Origin of the sequence: Thiomicrorhabdus xiamenensis (assembly GCF_013282625.1) — a bacterium.
Taxonomy (GTDB): domain Bacteria; phylum Pseudomonadota; class Gammaproteobacteria; order Thiomicrospirales; family Thiomicrospiraceae; genus Thiomicrorhabdus; species Thiomicrorhabdus xiamenensis.
On sequence record NZ_CP054020.1, the window covers coordinates 14870 to 33461 of the forward strand.

The window sequence follows — 18592 nt, forward strand, 5'->3', positions numbered from 1 at the left end:
GAGGAATAATTATGCCTTTCGCCTTTGAGCTAATTTTATCCGCTCTGGTTCTTGCCGGCGCCGTATTGACTTTAATCGGCTCTCTTGGACTGGTTAAGCTGCCGGATTTCTATATGCGTCTGCATGGGCCGACCAAAGCGACCACCCTTGGCGGCGGCGCAATCCTGTTGGTCTCGGTTCTGTATTTCAGCCAGAAAAGCGGCGACATCAGTCTGCATGAGATTCTGATCACCCTGTTTCTGTTTATTACCGCCCCGGTCGGTGCACACTTAATGGCCAAGGCCGCCCTGCACCTGAAAACCAAAAAAGTAAAACGCACCGGTGACTATCGCGGTGAATAATGCAGTTTCCCTTATCGCATACAACAAAAAAGCCCGCAATATGCGGGCTTTTCAGCATTTAAGGCAAGCTATGATCGTTTAAAAACGATAGGTTGCACCCAAACGCAGAATCGGCAACAGATCGTAATCCTTCACCTCATCCTGAAGGTTTTGCTCTTCATCGCGGATAACATTGTTATTATCGTCAGCAAGATCATAGGTGACCAGGCCGCCATTCGTGCTTACCGTCCCGTAACCGTCCAGTCTTACACCGGCCGAACCGGTAAAGACCGCACCGGCTTCAAATAAAAAGCCCCAACCCTGCTCAGGACTGTGCCCCCAACCCAGACTCAACGTCGGCGCGCTATCCCAGTCTAATTTACCGTTCAGACCCGCAGTAGCCGATTCAACCGTATAAGTTGTTCCGTTAACATCAAAACTGTCGCCATTGTTATAGGAAGCAGACGGTTTTATTTTGAAATCACTCAATCCGTAACCGGCCGATACGAAAAAACCGTTCTGAAAAGGATGGATATCCACTGCCAGTCGGTTGATGGCTCCGTCACTCTCGACGTTATAATCGATATCACTGTCCTGAATATCTTCATCGATCGACCAGCCTGTCGACAAGGTTCCGCGCAGGGTCAGATAGCCGTTAAGTGGATAGCTGACTTCCAGCGTCGGGCCGGAAATAATATCGATACCGATCCCGACTGCGACTGGAGACAGAGTTGTCGCACTGTCCTGTGCCAGAACAGCCTGGGAACTGATCGCTGTGAAGCTTAAAGCGACACCACCAATAAGCAATTTTTTCATTACGTATCCTTGTACTTAGATTCAATCGAATAGGAAAAAACGGAAGTATAGAAAATAGTAAAAGCGTTAAATTAAATTTTTTTGAAACCGCACGCTCTTAGTGGGAGAAACTGTCGATCTTGCGACGGTCGCGTTTGGTCGGACGACCGGCACCTTTTTCTCGGTAGCCAAGCAAAGCCATATCCGCACTCGGCTTACGCTGATTTAAAATTTCGCTGTCGATCCGGTAAAGCGTCTGCGCATGTTCTGCATTGCCCCGTTTATCGCTGAGCGCCAATACTGTAATTTCTACCTGACGGTGAGGCTGAGTAATTTTCATTTTATCCCCGACATGCACCGTTTTGCTCGGTTTCGGTTTATGGCCGTTTAACTCGATTTTTCCACCTTTAACAGCCTCTGAGGCCACGCCACGGGTTTTGAAAAAGCGCGCCGCCCACAACCACTTATCAACGCGTAATGTATCCATATTGACCTTTTATTCCGTATTTATTGTCAGTTTAAACAAGCATACAAAATTTATCCAAAAAACCTGTTGCCTCTTTTAAATGACAGACAAGCCATAAAAACAAAAAAGCCCCTATTCGGGGCTTTTCGGAGGATTTTACAATTAAACCCAATCTCGCGGAGAGAGGTAGTCGTAGATACGCGCTTCTTCGCTGCCCGCTTCCGGTTGATAAGCATATTTCCATGTCACTTCCGGTGGCATGGACATCAGAATCGACTCGGTACGTCCACCGGTCTGCAGTCCGAAAATGGTACCGCGGTCGAACGCCAGGTTGAATTCGGCATAACGCCCGCGACGATAAAGCTGGAAATCTTTCTGACGTTCACCGTATTCGGTATCTTTGCGTTTAGCGACAATCGGACGATATGCCTTGATATAACTGTCGCCCACGGCGCGCAGGAACGCAAAACAACGCTCAAAATCCCATCCGAATGTTTCTTCATTCAAGTCGTCGAAAAACAGACCACCGACTCCACGGGTTTCATCGCGGTGTTTCAGGTAAAAGTAGTCATCGCACCACTGTTTATATTTCGGATAAACCTCTTCACCGAAAGGATCGCAGGCGTCTTTGGCCACCTGATGCCAGTGGACGCAGTCTTCGTCGAAAGGGTAATAAGGCGTCAGATCGTAACCGCCGCCAAACCACCACACCGGTTCTTCTCCCTCTTTTTCTGCAACAAACAGACGGATATTGGCGTGCGAAGTCGGAACATAAGGGTTGCGCGGGTGGATAACCAAAGAGACGCCCAGCGCCTGAAAAGAACGACCGGCCAGCTCAGGACGATGAGCGGTCGCCGAAGCGGGCAGGGTTTTGCCGTGAACATGCGAAAAGTTTACGCCGCCTTTCTCAATCACGTCGCCACCTTCCATAACCCGGGTACGACCGCCACCGGTCAGTCCCATTACGCCTTCTTCACCTTCACGCTGCCACTCGTCGATAATGAACTCCATGGAGCCATCCTCTTCGGCTAATTGCGCGCAGATGTCCGCCTGTAGATTGAGTAGATACGCTTTAACTGCTGCAATATCAACTTCCTGACCAGCCATGTTCTGTTCCTTTCGTTTAATTCTTATCGATAAAGGCCATATTCTATCAATCGCAATTTAGAATGACTTAATAATTTGTCATAAGGTTGCTTATTGCCGTTTCGGCCCTTCGGCAGTATGCTTTTAATTCATAACCGAAAACAATACAAAGCAGGTTGATCATGTTGTACAAACACTCAATGCTACTCTTAGCGCTCGGTATCACTTTCAGCACGCCATCTCATGCCGGCAGCGACTGGTGGAATAAAGGAATTGAGTATATTAAAGACGCTCAGGCAGCTTCCAAAGTGCCGGAACCGAGCGAAACCGCGGAAAAAGGATCAACTTCAACAACAACGGCAAGTTTCACATCCACCGAATTGGAAAAAGCTTTCCGTCAGGCACTCAATATCGGCGCTGAAAATGTCGTGTCTCAGTTGGGAGTGACCGACGGTTTTAACCTCGATCCGAAAATCCATATCAATCTGCCGAGCAGTCTGCAAAATGTAGACCGGATTCTCAGCCGCTTCGGCTACGGCAACCTGACCAAAGAACTGGAACTCAAACTGAACCGTGCTGCAGAAGAAGCGACTCCTCAGGCAAAAGCCCTGTTTATTGAAAGCATCAAGCAGATGACGTTTAATGATGTAGAGAAAATTTACAACGGCGGGCAGGACTCGGCAACACAATATCTGAAAAGCAAAACCGAAGATAAAATCCGTGAAAAAATGGCGCCTATCGTGGCCGGTAAGCTGCAGGAAGTCGGGGCCATTCAACTTTACGATAAAATGATGGCGCAATATATGAGTTACCCTCTGGTACCGAATATCAGCGCCAACCTTCAGGAACATGTTTTGGATAAAAGCGTTGACGGCATCTTTTATTATCTGGCCGAAGAAGAGAAAGCGATTCGCCAGGATCCCGTAAAACAGACAACCGAACTATTGAAAAAAGTCTTCCAGCAATGAATTTAAAACTCAGCAAACCCTTACTTTTCAGCCTGGCGATCTTTGTCGGCGCCGGCCAACTGTCCGGATGCGGGACGACGACCACCAAAAAAGGCGAAGTTGGCGTCGAACGCAAACAGATTCTTCTGGTCTCCGAAGAGCAGATGGTCGCCAGCAGTGAAAAAGCCTACAGCAATGTGATCGGCGAGGCGGAAAAAGAACGCAAACTCAACACCAACGCCAAGCTGACGCAACGCGTCCGTTTAATAGCCAACCGCCTGATACCGCAGACGGCTGTATTCAGAGCGGATGCGCCGCGATGGAACTGGGAAGTGAATGTACTGGAGTCGGATCAGCTGAATGCCTGGTGCATGCCGGGCGGCAAGATCGCTTTCTATACCGGTATTATCGAAAAACTGAATCTGACCGATGCCGAAATCGCCGCCATTATGGGCCATGAAATGGCGCATGCCCTGCGCGAACATGGTCGCGAACGCGCTTCGCAACAGGTTTTGCAGAATACCGGATTGAATATTCTCGGTGCCGCAACCGGAATGGGACAGGTCGGAATGGATTTAACCGCTCTGGCTATGCAGGTAACACTGACTTTGCCTAACAGCCGGACGCATGAAACCGAATCGGACCGTATCGGTGTGGAACTGGCCGCCAGAGGCGGTTATGACCCTTACGCGGCAATAACGCTGTGGCAGAAAATGGATAAAGCGACGCAAGGCGGGAAAACACCGGAACTGTTGAGTACCCACCCTTCGCACAGCACGCGAATTCAGGATTTACAGAAATACGCCAAGAAAGTCTATCCACTGTACCTTTCGGCGAAAAAACGTTACCGCTAGAGCGGACTGTCAGCGCAGTCTGCGGCCACTGACAGCTTCAAAGATCTGCGTCGGCTGTGAAAGCTCCCCTAAAGCGCCGTCCAGACAGTCAACGTGGCCGGAAAAAATCTGATCAATCTCCTGACAGGAACGCGCCGGTTCGCCACCGCTGAGATTAGCGCTGGTTGAAATCAACGGCCCGGCAAATTCATTGCACAGTGCCCCTACCAGAGGGTGTGAGGAGACTCTGACCGCCACTGAATCACGCCCACCGGTAATCCATTCCGGCAATTCATTTTTAACCGGCAGCACCCAGGTTACCGGGCCCGGCCAGCTTGCTTCCACCCGTGCTTGCCAAGGCTCATTCTGAAGCTTTACCAAAGGCAAAATCTGCTCGATTTCGGAAGCAATCAGAATAACCCCCTTCTCCAGAGGGCGTTGCTTCACGTGAAGCAGTTTCTCAACCGCCTGCGGATTAAAAGGATCGCACCCCAAACCGAACACCGCCTCGGTCGGATAAGCGATCACCTCGCCGGCCTTTAGCTTCGAAACCGCCTGCTCTAGGGTTAATTTCTGCATAGTGCTTTATGCGTCGCGATGCAGTTTAAGCACCGCCTTAAAGACATCCGGATCTTTAATCTGAGTCATCTCACCTTCTCGAGGCATATGCTTGTCTTTCAGGCGCGAAAGGAAGAAGCGTAACGCCGCCAGACGCAATGCCGCAGGCCAGGCCGCTTCTTCGGCATCGGTCAACGGACGCTGCGAACGATAGGCGTTCAGCATGGCGGTAACTTTTACTTCGTCAAAGCGAATCGCTTCGGCTGTATCGGCATTGATACGGCACCAGTCGTTTACCATTACCGCCAAATCGTATAGGAAAGGCGCATTACACGCATAATACAGATCAATAATGCCGGACAGTTCATTTCCGGAAAACAGCGCATTATCGCAGAAGAGATCGGCATGAATCACGCCCTGCGGCAAATGCGCCCAGTCGATCGCCTTTTGAAAGACCAACTCTTCCTCGATCAAACATTTTTCATCTTTCGGCAGAAAATCGTTAATCAGGTTGATCGTCGACTGCATCCAGTCCAGGCCGCGATCATTCGGACGAAAATCACTGAAGTCTTTGCCTGCGAGATGGAAGCGCGCCAGATTTTCACCCATTACTGCACATTGTGCTTCATTCGGAATCTCTACGCCGCCGCCTTTCAGGCGCTCGACCAATGCGGCCGGTTTACCTAACAACTCTTTCAAATAACCGTTGGAAATCGATTTAACCGGATGGGCTGTCGGAATTTCATGTTCGGCCATAAAAGCCATAATATTCAGAAAATACGGTAATTCGTCAAAACTGTGATGTTCGAAAATGGTCAAAACGAACTGCTGGCGCTGTCCGTCTTTCACGGTATTGACAAAATAATTGGTATTTTCAATCCCCGCACTGATGCCCTCAAAAGACGCCAGTTCACCGACTTCGTAATCCTGTAAAAATTCGACTAAATCGTCCTGTTCCACAACGGTATAGACAGACATAGAGTAATATCTCGTAATTCGCTAAAATGATTCGGCAAATTTTACCATAACGAGTATTTCAATGACTGCTTCCAATGATTTCCCGGTTAATCCGAATAGCCCTTTTATTTTAGTGGATGGTTCTTCGTACCTTTTTCGTGCTTTCCATGCCATGCCGCCCCTCTCCAATTCGAAAGGTCAGGCAACCGGAGCTATTTTCGGCGTTATCAATATGCTGGGAAAACTTCTGGTGCAATACCAGCCGGAAAAAATGGCCGTCATTTTCGATGCCAAAGGCCCGACCTTCCGACATGAGATGTACAAAGAGTATAAATCCCATCGTCCGCCGATGCCGGACGAATTGCGTTCTCAGATCGAGCCGATTCACGAAATCGTCAAAGCGCTCGGATTACCTCTGCTGGTGATCGACGGCGTCGAAGCGGATGACGTTATGGGGACTTTGGCGCGCCAGGCGACCGAAGCCAAACATGATACCCTGATCTCGACCGGAGACAAAGATCTGGCGCAACTGGTCAACGAGCATATCACCCTTATCAACACCATGAACGATACGCTTATGACACCGGAAAGCGTACAGGAAAAATTCGGCGTCCGTGCCGATCAGATCATCGATTATCTGGCTCTGGTCGGCGACAGTGCCGACAATATTCCGGGCATTCCGAAATGCGGTCCGAAAACCGCCGTTAAATGGCTCAATTCCTTCGGCAATATCGATAATCTGATTGCCAATGCGCCAATGATTTCAGGAAAGATCGGCGAAAATCTACGCAATAACCTCGAACAACTCGAACTTTCGCGACAGTTAACCACCATTAAACTCGATTGCGAACTTCCGATAGGGCTTGCGGATATTAATCGCCACGCTCCGGATATGGACAAACTCAAAGAACTGTTTGCCGAATATGAACTTCGCACCTGGCTCGGTCAGGTCGTTAAAGGCGAGATGCCGTTTACTCAGAATAACGGCGCTAAAGCGCATAGCCAGACTCTACAGAAGAAATCGGCGCAGCCACAAACAGAGCAGCAACCAACAACGAACAGCACAGTCTCGGCAGAGCCCTACCAAACCGTCTTTAGCGAAGAAGAATTCACGCAATGGCTAGAATGGATTCAGGAAGCCGATCTGTTCGCCATCGATACCGAAACTACCTCTTTGAATCAGATGCGTGCCGAAGTCGTCGGTATCTGTCTGGCGGTTCAACGCAAAGAGAAAATCCACGCCTGTTATATCCCTCTGGCACATGATTACAAAGGTGCCCCTGAGCAAATTAGTCGAGAAAAAGCATTAAATGCTTTGAAACCTATTCTTGAAGACGAGAAAATCGCTAAAGTTGGTCAAAACTTAAAATACGACTGGCATGTTCTGAAAAATCATTCTATTGAAATGCGCGGTATGCGTTTCGATACCATGCTTGAGTCCTACACCTTAAACAGTGTTGCTACCCGTCACAATATGGATGATCTGGCGCTTAAATACCTAAGCCGCCGTACGATCCATTTTGAAGAACTGGCCGGTAAAGGTAAAAAACAGCTCACTTTCAATCAGATCGAAATCGATAAGGCTGCGGAATACGCCGCCGAAGATGCCGAAATCACGCTACAACTGCATCAGGCTTTATGGCCGCAACTGCAGCAGGAAGCGGACTTGCAGAAGGTTTTCAGCGAAATTGAAATGCCGCTAATGCCAGTATTGGCCAAGATCGAATATAACGGCGTACTGGTCGATACCGATATGCTTGCCAAACAGAGCCAGGAATTGTCGGAAAAACTCGATGACCTTGAACAGAAAGCGCACCTGCTTGCCGGCGAGAAATTCAATCTGAATTCCTCCAAACAGCTGCAAACCATCCTGTTCGAAAATCAGGAGTTGCCAATTATCAAAAAAACCCCGAAAGGCGCCCCTTCTACAGCGGAGCCGGTATTGGTCGAACTGGCCGAACAGGGGCATGAAATGCCGAATCTGATTTTGGAATACCGCAGTCTGGCAAAATTGAAATCGACCTATACCGATTCTCTGCCGAAACAGATCAACCCGGATACAGGACGAATCCATACCTCCTATCAGCAGGCAGTCGCCTCTACCGGCCGCCTCTCATCCACCGAGCCGAACTTGCAGAATATTCCGGTTCGCAGTGCCGAAGGCCGCCGTATCCGTCAAGCCTTTATCGCCAGACCGGGCTACAAGCTAATGGCTGCCGACTACTCGCAGATCGAACTGAGAATTATGGCCCACCTTTCCGGTGACCAGGGGCTTCTTGATGCCTTTGCCCACGGCAAGGACATTCACCGAGCGACTGCAGCAGAAATTTTCGGCGTCTCGCTTGAAGAAGTGACTAACGAACAGCGCCGCAGCGCTAAGGCTGTCAATTTCGGTCTGATTTACGGCATGTCAGCTTTTGGTCTTGCCAAACAACTGAATGTCGCACGCAATATCGCCCAAGATTACATTAATCTGTACTTTGCACGTTATCCGGGCGTATTGCATTACATGGAAAAAACCAAAGAAAACGCCAAACAGCACGGTTTTGTCGAAACACTGGCCGGACGCCGTCTGTATCTTCCGGACATCAACTCCCGTAACGGACAGCTACGCCAATATGCGGAACGTACCGCCATTAATGCACCGATGCAGGGAACCGCGGCGGATATCATCAAAACCGCGATGATTCAGATCGATCAATGGTTGGATAGCTGCGATCTGGATATTCAGATGATTATGCAGGTGCACGATGAACTGGTATTCGAAGTCGCCGAAAAAGACCTTGAAAAAGCGCAACAGCAGATCATAAGCATGATGGAATCGGCTATGACGCTGGAAGTTCCTCTGGTCGTCGAAGCCGGGGTCGGCGATAATTGGGATCAAGCCCATTGATGAGGCTGATAAAAAGAAAAAATATAATCAAAGATTATAATTACAGACTTTTATCGCAACAAAAAAAGATTTAAATCTATGGCAGTGAAGTTTCACTTTATTAATGCCATAAATTAAAAATATAATACGTTGTTATAAATTTCGATATTCTTTGTTAAAAAAAGAAAAATATTCCGTACTGATTTTTTGGGGTTACATTATGTTCGTTCGCAGATTTCTCACACCGGCTGTACTTATCAGCTCTATCTTCAGCGGTAGCGCTTTTGCCGGTGATAATGACATCAACAGCATATCTCTGACCTCACAAAAAGAGTTTTCCAACTTTGCGGAAAGCGTGACGAATGTTTTTGCCTATAAAACCATGCTGCCGGGCGAACCGCTTGGCGTCCTGGGTTTTGATATCGGGATCGGTGCAATTTCTTCGGAATCGCAGTTCAAATTGAATTCCCAGTCGCCGGATAACAACCACCGCGTTAATATCCTCAGCGTACACGCGCAAAAAGGTCTTCCGGGCGGCTTTGACCTCGGACTGCAATACAATATGCTGACCGACAGCGACGCTTCGACCATTAGCGGTGAATTGCGCTATGCGATCGTTGAGGGCGGAACTTTGCACCCTAGCCTGTCGGTAGGCGGACAATACACTAAGGCCTCCGGTATGGATGCTCTGGATTACCAATCTTTCGGTGTCGATCTGGGCGTCTCTAAAGGATTCGCAAACTTTACGCCTTACGCCAATATCGGAATGGTTTCTTCGATTGTCGATCCGACGCTAAATACCGACTTGAAAGAAGAAAAACCGACGCTGGTTAAAGTCTCGGCCGGTTTGAACATCAACCTATTCGCTTTCGACGTTCTGGTCGGTTACGATCAGGTCGGTGATAACAATAACTTTATCCTGAAAGCCGGTTACCGCTTCTAAACTTAAATTATGCACAATAAAAAAGCCGACTTAATGTCGGCTTTTTTTATCAATTTATAAACTTCCTGCAAACTTACTCTTTGGAAACTTCTTCCGGTAACCGATACTCTTTAAATATCTCTTTTCCTATATCAACAATAATCTTATCTCTCTGCGCCAATGTCAGGCGGGTTTGCGTCAGATAAACAGCGATAATCAAAGGCTTCTGCCTATCCCTCCAGATCACCGCTGTAATAGCTCTTGAACCGTTTCCTCCGGCACCGGAGCGATCGGCAATCGAAATATCCGCCGGCAAAATCGAACGCAAAAGGGAGTCGGAAACTCTGTTTTTTAGCATCCAGTTCTTTAGCTTCGCCCTCGAAGCCTTTTCAAGCACACGACCATACAGAAGCCTTCTTAAGGTGCCGACAATTGCGACAGGCGTAGTGGTATCCCTTAAATCACCTTCAAGCGCTTGATTCAGTTCCGGTTCGATTCGATCAAGCCGGGTGGAACGATCGCCATTCTGGCGTAAAAAAGCGGTAACCTCCTGAGGCCCGCCAATAGACTTCAGAACCAGGTTTATCGCAGTATTATCGCTATACACCATAGAAGCCCTACATAGCTTTTCCAAAGTGAGTTTTTTACCGGTATATTGTTCGGTCACCGGGGACCAGGCAAGCAGGTTTGAAGCTTTGACTCTATGCTCCTGTTGCAGATCAACCTTGCCTTTATCCGAATCAAACAGCAGTTTGGCACAGGCAAGCGTTTTAAAAGTACTCATTAAAGGAAAAGGCTCTGAACCGCGATAATCCCATAACTGCTGCGTTGCCGTATCTAATACAGCAACGCCGATTCTACCGCCGCTTTCCTGTTCCAGAAGCTTAATCCGCTCATGCAGAGAAGAGTTCGCGCAGCCAGTGGTCGATAAAAAGGTCAAAAAGACCGCAAAAAACCACTTTGCCACTCTATTCTCCAAGAACGATAACTATCTAGCTTTGATTTTCTTTTGGCTTTTTGACCGGACGTTCATATTCCATCCATTCGTCCAGCTTATTCCAGACTTCAACCAGGCCTTCACGTTTAAGAGAGGAGAAAAGCTGAGCCGTCGCATGCGGATATTCTTCCTTAAGCAGCTTTTTCAACTTAAGCAGATTTGCTTTGGCCGGCCCTTTCTTCAGCTTGTCGGATTTGGTCAAAAGGATATGTACCGGAAGCTCTAAATGCTGAGTCCAATCAAGCATTGTGATATCGATGTCGGTCGGCGGCATGCGCGAGTCCATTAAAAGCACAACACCTTTAAGTTGCGGGCGCTTTTCGATGTATTCGCTTAATCCCGCTTCCCAGGCACGCTTGACCTTAACATTGACCTTGGCAAAACCGTAGCCCGGCAAATCGACCAAAGCACGCTCCTCATCCAGAACAAAGAAATTAATCAACTGGGTACGACCCGGCGTTTTACTGGTGCGAGCCAGACTTTTTTGCGAAGTGATAACATTCAGCGCGCTGGATTTACCGGCGTTGGAACGTCCGGCAAAAGCCACTTCGTATTTCAAATCTTCCGGACAAAGGTCCAGAGTCGGCACACTCTTTAAATATTGGGCTTTCTGATATAGGGGATGCTGCATGGTTAGAGAACTTTAAGACTTTATCAATTGTTTACAAAATTATATACTCTATCCTATTTTGAATTGAATCTATCCATCAGAAAACTGATGTTTACACGATAAAAATGCATGATTAACCCACAAAAACAGTAGGTTATTTTTTAACGCAACAAAGTTAATCAAAATTGAACTTTTAATATTGCGAAAAAGCATTGAATCGAAGCATAGGCGTAAAAGCTTATAACGTAGTTTTGTAGATGGGTTAAGGGCAAACACCGAAACATGAACAGCAAAAATCAAACTGGCGCAAAAGTTATTAAGAAGCCAAGCATATTAATGAATTTTCTGGGTTCGATGAACCTGGCGGTAACACTGTTGGTCATGCTTTCGATCGCTTCGGTGATCGGAACCGTTTTACAGCAGAACCAGGCTTTTCAGGACTATATTATTAAGTTCGGACCTTTCTGGACCGAAGTTTTCAACAGTCTTGGACTGTTCCATGTTTATGGTGCCGCCTGGTTTATTCTGGTGCTGGTTTTTCTGCTGCTCTCAACCTCTGTCTGCGTGGTTCGCAACGGTCCCGGATTCATTAAGGATATGAAGCAGTTCAGCGAAAAACTTTCGCCGACCGCTTTAAAACACCAACCGAATCAAACCACGCTGGAAACCGACATCAGCGCCGAAGACCAGCAGAAAATCGCCTCCGTCGTTCTGCAGAAACACGGTTATAAAACCAAGATTCATCAGCGTGATGACGGCTCTGTCACCATTGCCGGCTTGAAAGGAAAATGGAACCGTCTGGGTTATATCTTTACCCACGTTTCGATCATTATTATCTGCTTCGGCGGACTTCTCGACAGCAACCTGCTGCTTAAATACCGCGAACTGACCGGCGACCTGCTTCCTGAAACCCGTACCGTAAGTCTGGATCAGGTTAATCAAAAATCCTGGGTCGGCACGGAAAACCTCTCTTTCCGTGGTACCGTTAATATTGCCGAAAACCAGAAATCCGACGTGCTTTTCCTACCTTATGAAAACGGTTATCTGGTTCAAAAACTGCCGTTTACCATCGTAAACAAGGATTTCCGTATCCAGTATTACGATACCGGTATGCCAAAAAATTACGAAAGTGATCTGGAACTCTATATTCCGGGTCAGGAAGAGCCGATCCGCCAGACAATCGAAGTGAATAAGCCGCTGTATTATGAAAACTACGCGATTTATCAATCTTCGTTCGGAGACGGCGGTACCGAACTGAAAATTAACGTTTACCCTTTGCTGTCGCCGATGGTTAATCCACTGGCGCTGGAAACGGCCGTCAACAAGGTCGAACCTCTAAAAACGCCGGTCGGCCGATTCCGTGTGGAATTCAACGATTTCCGCAACTTCAATATGGTGCCTCTGAGCGAAGAAGAACAGGAAAAAACCGGGCATAAATTCCATAATAACGGCCCTACCGTCACCTTTAAGGTACGTAACGAACAAGGTAAAGCGTGGGAATACGAAAATTACGTGATTCCTAACGAACAGGAAGGCCGCTGGTTCTTTATGACCGGTGTGCGCAACTCCCCGGCCGAACCTTACCGCTATCTGTTTATTCCGGCGGACGCTAAACGTTCGAAAAAACGTTTCTTCAATTACTTAGCGATTCTTAATGACCCGCAAAAAGTCCGTCGCATTTTCCAGCAGCAGTATCCTATGGCGGAAGGCATGGATCAGCGTACTTATCAGCTGCAAATGCGCCTGATCGAGCAGTTGATGACTTTGTTCCGCCAGACAGGTTTTGCCGGAATTTCCGATTTTGTTAAAAAGAGCGTACCGGAAGCTGAACAGGCAAAAGTTTCCGACTACTATTTCACACAAACAACCTTTGCTTTGCAGAGCGCTTATCTTGAGCTTCTGAAAGAAGAAGGCGTGATTAAATCGCATCAGGAAGATATTCCGGATTTCGATAAAACCTGGTTTGAAGATGCGTTAACCGTTGTTTCCAGTCTGTCGAAATATGGGCCACCGATGTACTTTGATATCACCAGTTTCAGAGAGATTCAGGCGACCGGTCTTCAGATCACCAAATCTCCCGGTAAGGATGTGGTTTACTTCGGAAGCGCCCTGCTGACAATCGGTGTCTTCTTTATGTTCTACGTTCGTCAGAGACGACTGTGGATCAATATCAAACCGGAAAACGAGCGACTTGAACTGACTCTGGCAGGTAAAGACAATAAAAACCTGCCGGAAGCAAAAACCGAATTTGACAAAATTGTCGAACAAATTCAAAACATTAGTAAACAAGCATAAGTAGGTAACGAATATGCAGACTCAAACGATTATGGACTCGCTCCAAGAAGAAGAAAAAAGACCTTACGGAATTAAAGACTTCATCTGGATTGCCTTTGTTATTCTAGGCAGCGTCTACTCCTATATGCAGTACGGCAGCCTGATGGATGTGTATGAAGTAGGAATTCTGGCCGGAACGGCCGTTGCAATGATCTGGCTGGGGCGCTTCTGGCCGAGTCTGATGCAGATGACCTACTGGGTGGCCGGTATGACACTGGTCGCGCTGTGGAGTTACCACAATCACGGCAATGTTATTACCGCGAATGAACAGGCGTTTTTCCTGAAGTTCCTGGTTTCCAGCCAGTCTGCGATTATGTGGATGAGCGCCCTGTTTGTCCTCGCCACCGCGACCTATTTTTTCGCGCTGGTCAATAAGTCGCAATTTACCGCAAAAACCGCTACCACACTGGTCTGGTCCGGTGTGGTTTTCGGTCTGGTCGGCATGATGGTACGTTGGCGTGAATCCTACATTATTAATGTCGATTACGGCCATATCCCGGTCAGTAGTCTGTACGAAGTCTTTATTCTGTTTATCGTACTGACCGGTCTGATCTATCTGTACTACGAGCAGAAATACAAAACCCGTGCTCTGGGTGGTTTTGTCATGTTAGTTATCAGTTCTGCCGTGGCTTTCCTGCTTTGGTACCACTTCGATCGCGGTGCGCATGAAATCCAACCACTGGTGCCAGCCTTGAAGAGTTACTGGATGAAGATCCATGTTCCGGCTAACTTTATCGGTTACGGCGCTTTCTCAATTGCCGCTATGATCGGGATCGCTTACCTGCTTACCAACCGCTCTCTGCAGAAGAACCCGAACAGCTCCTTTGCCGCCAAGATGCCGTCTCTGGAAATGATGGACGACCTGATGTACAAAGTCATCTCGCTTGGTTTCGCTTTCTTCACGATCGCCACGATTCTGGGCGCCATGTGGGCGGCGGAAGCTTGGGGTGGCTACTGGTCATGGGACCCTAAAGAGACCTGGGCACTGATCGTCTGGCTAAACTACGCAGCCTGGCTGCATATTCGTATGAGTAAAGGCTGGCGCGGAACACCGATGGCCTGGTGGGCATTTATCGGTTTGCTGATTACCACCTTCGCTTTCCTCGGTGTAAACATGTTCCTGTCCGGTCTGCATTCTTACGGTGAGCTATAAGGAGATTGGCATGAATCGTCGTCTATTCCTGCAATCAATCGGCCTGAGCGGCCTGGCGCTACTGGCGCCGAACTCCTGGGCACAAACGGAATTAATGACCGGTGTTCACTACAAGGTATTGAAAAAACCGCAGCCAATTGCGCCGGCCAAAAAGAAAGTCGTCGAAGTATTCGGTTACGGTTGCCCGCACTGCTACCATCTGGAAGACAGTCTGAACGAATGGCTTAAAAATAAGCCGGAAGATGTCGAGTTTGAGCGCATGCCGGTGGTATTCAACAACCCGAACTGGATTTTTATGGCGCGAGTCTTCTACACGGCGCAGGAGCTGGGTATTCTGGAACAGTCTCATGAGGCCTTTTTCCATGCCATTCACCGCGACCGTAAGCCGCTGTTCAGTGTTGACGCTCTGGCCGATTTCTATACCCAGTTCGGTGTTGAAAAACAGAAGTTTATCGATACCTACACCGGCTTCAGCGTCGATCAGAAAATTCGCCAGGCCGGAAAACTGACTCGGGATTATGAAGTCGAAGGCGTTCCGGCTCTGATCGTCAACGGTAAATATCTGACCGATGTACCGATGGCCGGCAGCCGTAAAGAGTTATGGCAAGTTGTCGACCAACTGGTCGAAATGTAAATTTACGCAAGCCCCTTCAACGAAGAACCTTATTAAAGAGACTAAAACTTACGCAGATTTTTAGTCTCTTTTTTTGTACTCCTTTACCGATATCCGTGACAAATCAAGAAAACTTCAGGAATATCGCATCCGCCCTAGTCATTTACATTTGAAAACCTGATAATAAAACCTCAATTTCACTGCAACTCGAAATTAATCGAATTAAGCCCTGCGGGCCCGAACCACCTTTCTGGAAGCCATAATGAAAGCCGCTAAACTGTTTGTCGAATGTTTGGAAAATGAAGAAGTCGAATATATTTTCGGAATTCCCGGAGAAGAAAACCTGGATCTGATGGACAGTCTTCTCGACTCCGAAATCGAATTCATTACCACCCGACATGAACAGGGTGCAGCATTTATGGCCGATGTATACGGACGTCTGACCGGAAAGCCCGGAGTCTGTCTGTCAACGCTCGGACCAGGAGCCACCAACCTGGTAACCGGTGTCGCCGACGCCAATATGGATAACGCCCCCTTGGTTGCCATTGCCGGACAGGCGGCTACGACCCGTATGCATAAGGAATCGCACCAGGTAGTCGATCTGGTGAGCATGTTTAAACCGATTACCAAATACGCGACTCAGGTTTTGGAGCCGGAAACCATTCCGGAAGTTGTCCGTAAAGCCTTTAAACTGGCGCAGGCGGAAAAACCGGGGGCGACCTTTATCGACCTTCCGGAAAATATCACCGAAATGGAAACCTCCGAGCGCCCTCTGCCGTTTTCGGAAAACCGCCTGACATTTGCCGACCGAGAACTGCTGGCCAAAGCGGCCGATCTGGTCAAACAGGCAAAATGCCCCCTGATTTTGGTCGGTAACGGCGCGGTACGCGGACAAGCCACCGACGACATCCTGCACTTCGTAGAACGCCATAAGATCCCCGTGGTAAACACTTTCATGGCCAAGGGAGCCATCCCCTTCTATAACCCGATGGCGGTCGGTACCGCCGGCCTGCAGAAAGGCGATTATGAGAACGGCGGATTTGCCAAAGCCGACCTGATTATCTGCGTCGGCTTCGATATGGTCGAATACCACCCGCACCTATGGAACCCAAATCGCTCTCATACCATTATCCATATCGATACCAAAAAGGCTGAGGTCGATAACAGCTATATTCCGGCGGTCGAACTGATTGGAAATGTCGGTGCCAACCTGAAAGCGCTCGGTAATGCGATCAGCGAACCGATCACCGACACCGAAATCAATTTTTCCCTGCGCGAAGCGATGATTGATGAGATGAACCGCTGCTCGCGTAGCGACGCCTGGCCGATGCTGCCACAGAAGATTATCTGGGATCTGCGTACAGCCATGAATTCGGAAGATATCGCCATCAGCGATGTCGGCGCCCATAAAATGTGGATGGCACGTATGTTCCGCTGCGATTTGCCAAATACCTGTATTATTTCCAACGGCTTTGCCGGCATGGGAATCGCCGTTCCTGGCGCAATTGCCGCCAAACTGGCTTACCCGAACCGTGCGGTTGTCGCCGTAACCGGCGATGCCGGTTTTATGATGAATTCACAGGAAATCGAAACCGCGCTACGCTGCCAAACCCCGATCGTTATACTGATCTGGAACGACAGCCAGTATGGCTTGATCGAATGGAAACAGCAGAGACGTTACGGTCGTTCGGCCTATATCGATTTCAAAAACCCGAACTTTGTGGATTATGCAAAATCCTTCGGTGCCGAAGGCGTTCGAATCAATTCCGCCGAAGAGTTACTGCCGAGTCTGAAAAAAGCGCTTAAAACGCCGACAGTGACCGTAATTGACTGTCCGGTAGATTACTCGGAGAATGACCGCTTAACGACCCTGTTGGGTAATGTCCTATCTGAAATCGAAGACTAAAAAATAATAGACTGTCAGGTATTTAAAATTGACGGCAAAGGATAATCTTATGCTCTATGTGAAAAAAGACGCTTCGGGAAATATTACCGATATTGAATTTCATCCAAAAGAAGGGTTTGAGGAGATTAGCCTTAACGACCCGCAGGTCAGTCATTTCATCGCCCAATCCGAGAACTCTCAGGAGCTGATCCAGGAACTTCTGGAAACCCTTGATCTTAAAATGATTCGTTCCATCGAGGATATTATTCAGATTTTGATCGATCGCGATGTAATGCTGATTACCGACTTGCCGGAACCGGTACAGAATATCATGCTGTTCAAAAAGAAATTGCGTCACATGAATCAGAATAATTCACCGGTCTTCGAAGACGAGGACATGATCAAGCTGTAATTCGCCGGTTGGTCAAAAACCGACGCCGATACAGTCATATCACAGTTAAAGGGGACGGCTCTTGATCCAACCTTAAGAGTTTAAACTTTAAGGTAACCAGCGGCTAACCTCTTCAACCGGTTTGCGTTTAGCATTTTGAGTGTTACAGTCCCCTTTCAGGTAACCCATATAGAGCGCACCGATCAATTCCACGTTGTCTCTGGACTCTCCCAACATACGATAAGTGACATCCGACTGTAAAATCGGTCCTGTACTCCACTGTACGCCAATCCCCTGCTGCCAGGCGATCAGCTGCAGATTCTGAATCGCACAGGCGCAGGCCGCGTAATCTTCTTTTCGCCGTACTTCGTCTTCATCCAAAACCTGCCCGACCAGAACGATTCGCGGAAACTTGTGAAATTTTTCAATCGCCGCCTGATAAATCGATTGATGCGCTTCGCTTTGCGGCTGTGCACGCTTGTCCGCTCGTAGCTGCGCATAGACCTCGGCTAATTCTGACTGGCTCTGAGCGCCTAAAACCCAAAAACGCCACGGCTGGGTTAACTTATGATTTGGTGCCCAGATAGCGGCATTTAAACAACGATAAACGGCATCGTCCAGTAACGGCATGGTTTCTTTCGGGTTAAACAGATAACAAGTTCTGCGCGAAGCGATCAAATTCTGTAACTCTTCGGTATCCATACTCATTCCATCTCCTCCAATCCGTTTTAATCTTCTCTAAAAAATTTCTAGCAATTAATGACCGCCCATTCTAATGAATTCGGCCAAAAGTAACAGAAGCAGGCGAATTTTTTACCAGCGGAAATGCAAAAATCCGTCTTTCAAAGTATCA

At 48.1% G+C, this 18592-nt stretch carries 18 protein-coding genes; 10 read left to right on the plus strand and 8 right to left on the minus strand.

Going from position 1 to position 18592, the window contains the following annotated elements:
- Window positions 1–11: 11 nt before the first annotated feature.
- Window positions 12–341 (plus strand): Na+/H+ antiporter subunit G, encoded by a 330-nt coding sequence (locus HQN79_RS00065; protein ID WP_173283665.1) that lies wholly within the window; start codon window positions 12–14, stop codon window positions 339–341.
- Window positions 342–419: 78 nt separating this feature from the next.
- Here the strand turns inward: HQN79_RS00065 and HQN79_RS00070 are convergent, their stop codons facing one another.
- From HQN79_RS00070 to hemF, 3 genes are all read right to left on the minus strand, one after another.
- The gene (locus HQN79_RS00070; RefSeq protein WP_173283666.1) at window positions 420–1136 is read right to left on the minus strand and encodes a hypothetical protein; all 717 of its coding nucleotides are present in this window, start codon (window positions 1134–1136) and stop codon (window positions 420–422) included.
- Between the two features lie 97 nt (window positions 1137–1233).
- Window positions 1234–1602 (minus strand): RNA-binding S4 domain-containing protein, encoded by a 369-nt coding sequence (locus tag HQN79_RS00075; protein ID WP_173283667.1) that lies wholly within the window; start codon window positions 1600–1602, stop codon window positions 1234–1236.
- 141 nt (window positions 1603–1743) lie between these two features.
- Entirely contained in the window at window positions 1744–2688 is a 945-nt protein-coding gene (gene hemF / locus HQN79_RS00080) for an oxygen-dependent coproporphyrinogen oxidase (protein ID WP_173283668.1), read from the minus strand.
- 161 nt (window positions 2689–2849) lie between these two features.
- Between hemF and HQN79_RS00085 the strand changes: the two genes are divergently transcribed.
- A complete protein-coding gene (locus tag HQN79_RS00085) occupies window positions 2850–3635 on the plus strand; it encodes a DUF4197 domain-containing protein (protein ID WP_173283669.1) in 786 nt (261 codons plus the stop codon).
- Window positions 3632–4468, plus strand: a complete 837-nt coding sequence (locus HQN79_RS00090; RefSeq protein ID WP_173283670.1) for a M48 family metallopeptidase — start codon at window positions 3632–3634, stop codon at window positions 4466–4468. Before HQN79_RS00085 ends, HQN79_RS00090 begins: the two co-directional genes overlap by 4 nt.
- Window positions 4469–4477: 9 nt before the next feature.
- Here HQN79_RS00090 and tsaC read toward each other — a convergent pair whose 3' ends face one another.
- On the minus strand, window positions 4478–5026 hold the full coding sequence (gene tsaC / locus HQN79_RS00095; RefSeq protein ID WP_173283671.1) for an L-threonylcarbamoyladenylate synthase type 1 TsaC: 549 nt from the start codon (window positions 5024–5026) through the stop codon (window positions 4478–4480).
- Between the two features lie 6 nt (window positions 5027–5032).
- A complete protein-coding gene (locus HQN79_RS00100; protein ID WP_173283672.1) occupies window positions 5033–5983 on the minus strand; it encodes a homoserine kinase in 951 nt (316 codons plus the stop codon).
- A gap of 61 nt (window positions 5984–6044) precedes the next feature.
- Here HQN79_RS00100 and polA point away from each other — a divergent pair, with 61 nt between their 5' ends.
- Window positions 6045–8855, plus strand: a complete 2811-nt coding sequence (gene polA / locus HQN79_RS00105; RefSeq protein ID WP_173283673.1) for a DNA polymerase I — start codon at window positions 6045–6047, stop codon at window positions 8853–8855.
- 199 nt (window positions 8856–9054) lie between these two features.
- Complete coding sequence (locus HQN79_RS00110) at window positions 9055–9777, plus strand: hypothetical protein (RefSeq protein WP_173283674.1); 723 nt, start codon at window positions 9055–9057, stop codon at window positions 9775–9777.
- A gap of 73 nt (window positions 9778–9850) precedes the next feature.
- On the opposite strand, the gene bla is transcribed toward HQN79_RS00110, so the two are convergent.
- Complete coding sequence (gene bla / locus HQN79_RS00115; protein ID WP_173283675.1) at window positions 9851–10723, minus strand: class A beta-lactamase; 873 nt, start codon at window positions 10721–10723, stop codon at window positions 9851–9853.
- Window positions 10724–10748: 25 nt separating this feature from the next.
- Window positions 10749–11384 carry a ribosome biogenesis GTP-binding protein YihA/YsxC gene (gene yihA / locus HQN79_RS00120; protein WP_173283676.1) on the minus strand — a complete coding sequence of 212 codons (636 nt, stop codon included), beginning with the start codon at window positions 11382–11384 and terminating at the stop codon, window positions 10749–10751.
- Between the two features lie 315 nt (window positions 11385–11699).
- Here yihA and HQN79_RS00125 point away from each other — a divergent pair, with 315 nt between their 5' ends.
- The 5 genes from HQN79_RS00125 to HQN79_RS00145 all read left to right on the plus strand — a co-directional run bounded on the left by HQN79_RS00125 (window position 11700) and on the right by HQN79_RS00145 (window position 17760).
- The gene (locus tag HQN79_RS00125) at window positions 11700–13658 is read left to right on the plus strand and encodes a cytochrome c biogenesis protein ResB (protein ID WP_238843384.1); all 1959 of its coding nucleotides are present in this window, start codon (window positions 11700–11702) and stop codon (window positions 13656–13658) included.
- A 13-nt stretch (window positions 13659–13671) separates the two neighbouring features.
- A complete protein-coding gene (gene ccsB / locus HQN79_RS00130; protein ID WP_173283677.1) occupies window positions 13672–14850 on the plus strand; it encodes a c-type cytochrome biogenesis protein CcsB in 1179 nt (392 codons plus the stop codon).
- Window positions 14851–14860: 10 nt separating this feature from the next.
- Window positions 14861–15484, plus strand: a complete 624-nt coding sequence (locus tag HQN79_RS00135) for a thiol:disulfide interchange protein DsbA/DsbL (RefSeq protein ID WP_173283678.1) — start codon at window positions 14861–14863, stop codon at window positions 15482–15484.
- 241 nt (window positions 15485–15725) lie between these two features.
- Window positions 15726–17369 carry an acetolactate synthase large subunit gene (locus HQN79_RS00140; protein WP_173283679.1) on the plus strand — a complete coding sequence of 548 codons (1644 nt, stop codon included), beginning with the start codon at window positions 15726–15728 and terminating at the stop codon, window positions 17367–17369.
- A gap of 49 nt (window positions 17370–17418) precedes the next feature.
- Entirely contained in the window at window positions 17419–17760 is a 342-nt protein-coding gene (locus HQN79_RS00145; RefSeq protein WP_173283680.1) for a hypothetical protein, read from the plus strand.
- An 87-nt stretch (window positions 17761–17847) separates the two neighbouring features.
- Here HQN79_RS00145 and HQN79_RS00150 read toward each other — a convergent pair whose 3' ends face one another.
- The gene (locus tag HQN79_RS00150; RefSeq protein ID WP_173283681.1) at window positions 17848–18447 is read right to left on the minus strand and encodes a nitroreductase family protein; all 600 of its coding nucleotides are present in this window, start codon (window positions 18445–18447) and stop codon (window positions 17848–17850) included.
- Window positions 18448–18592 lie beyond the last annotated feature (145 nt).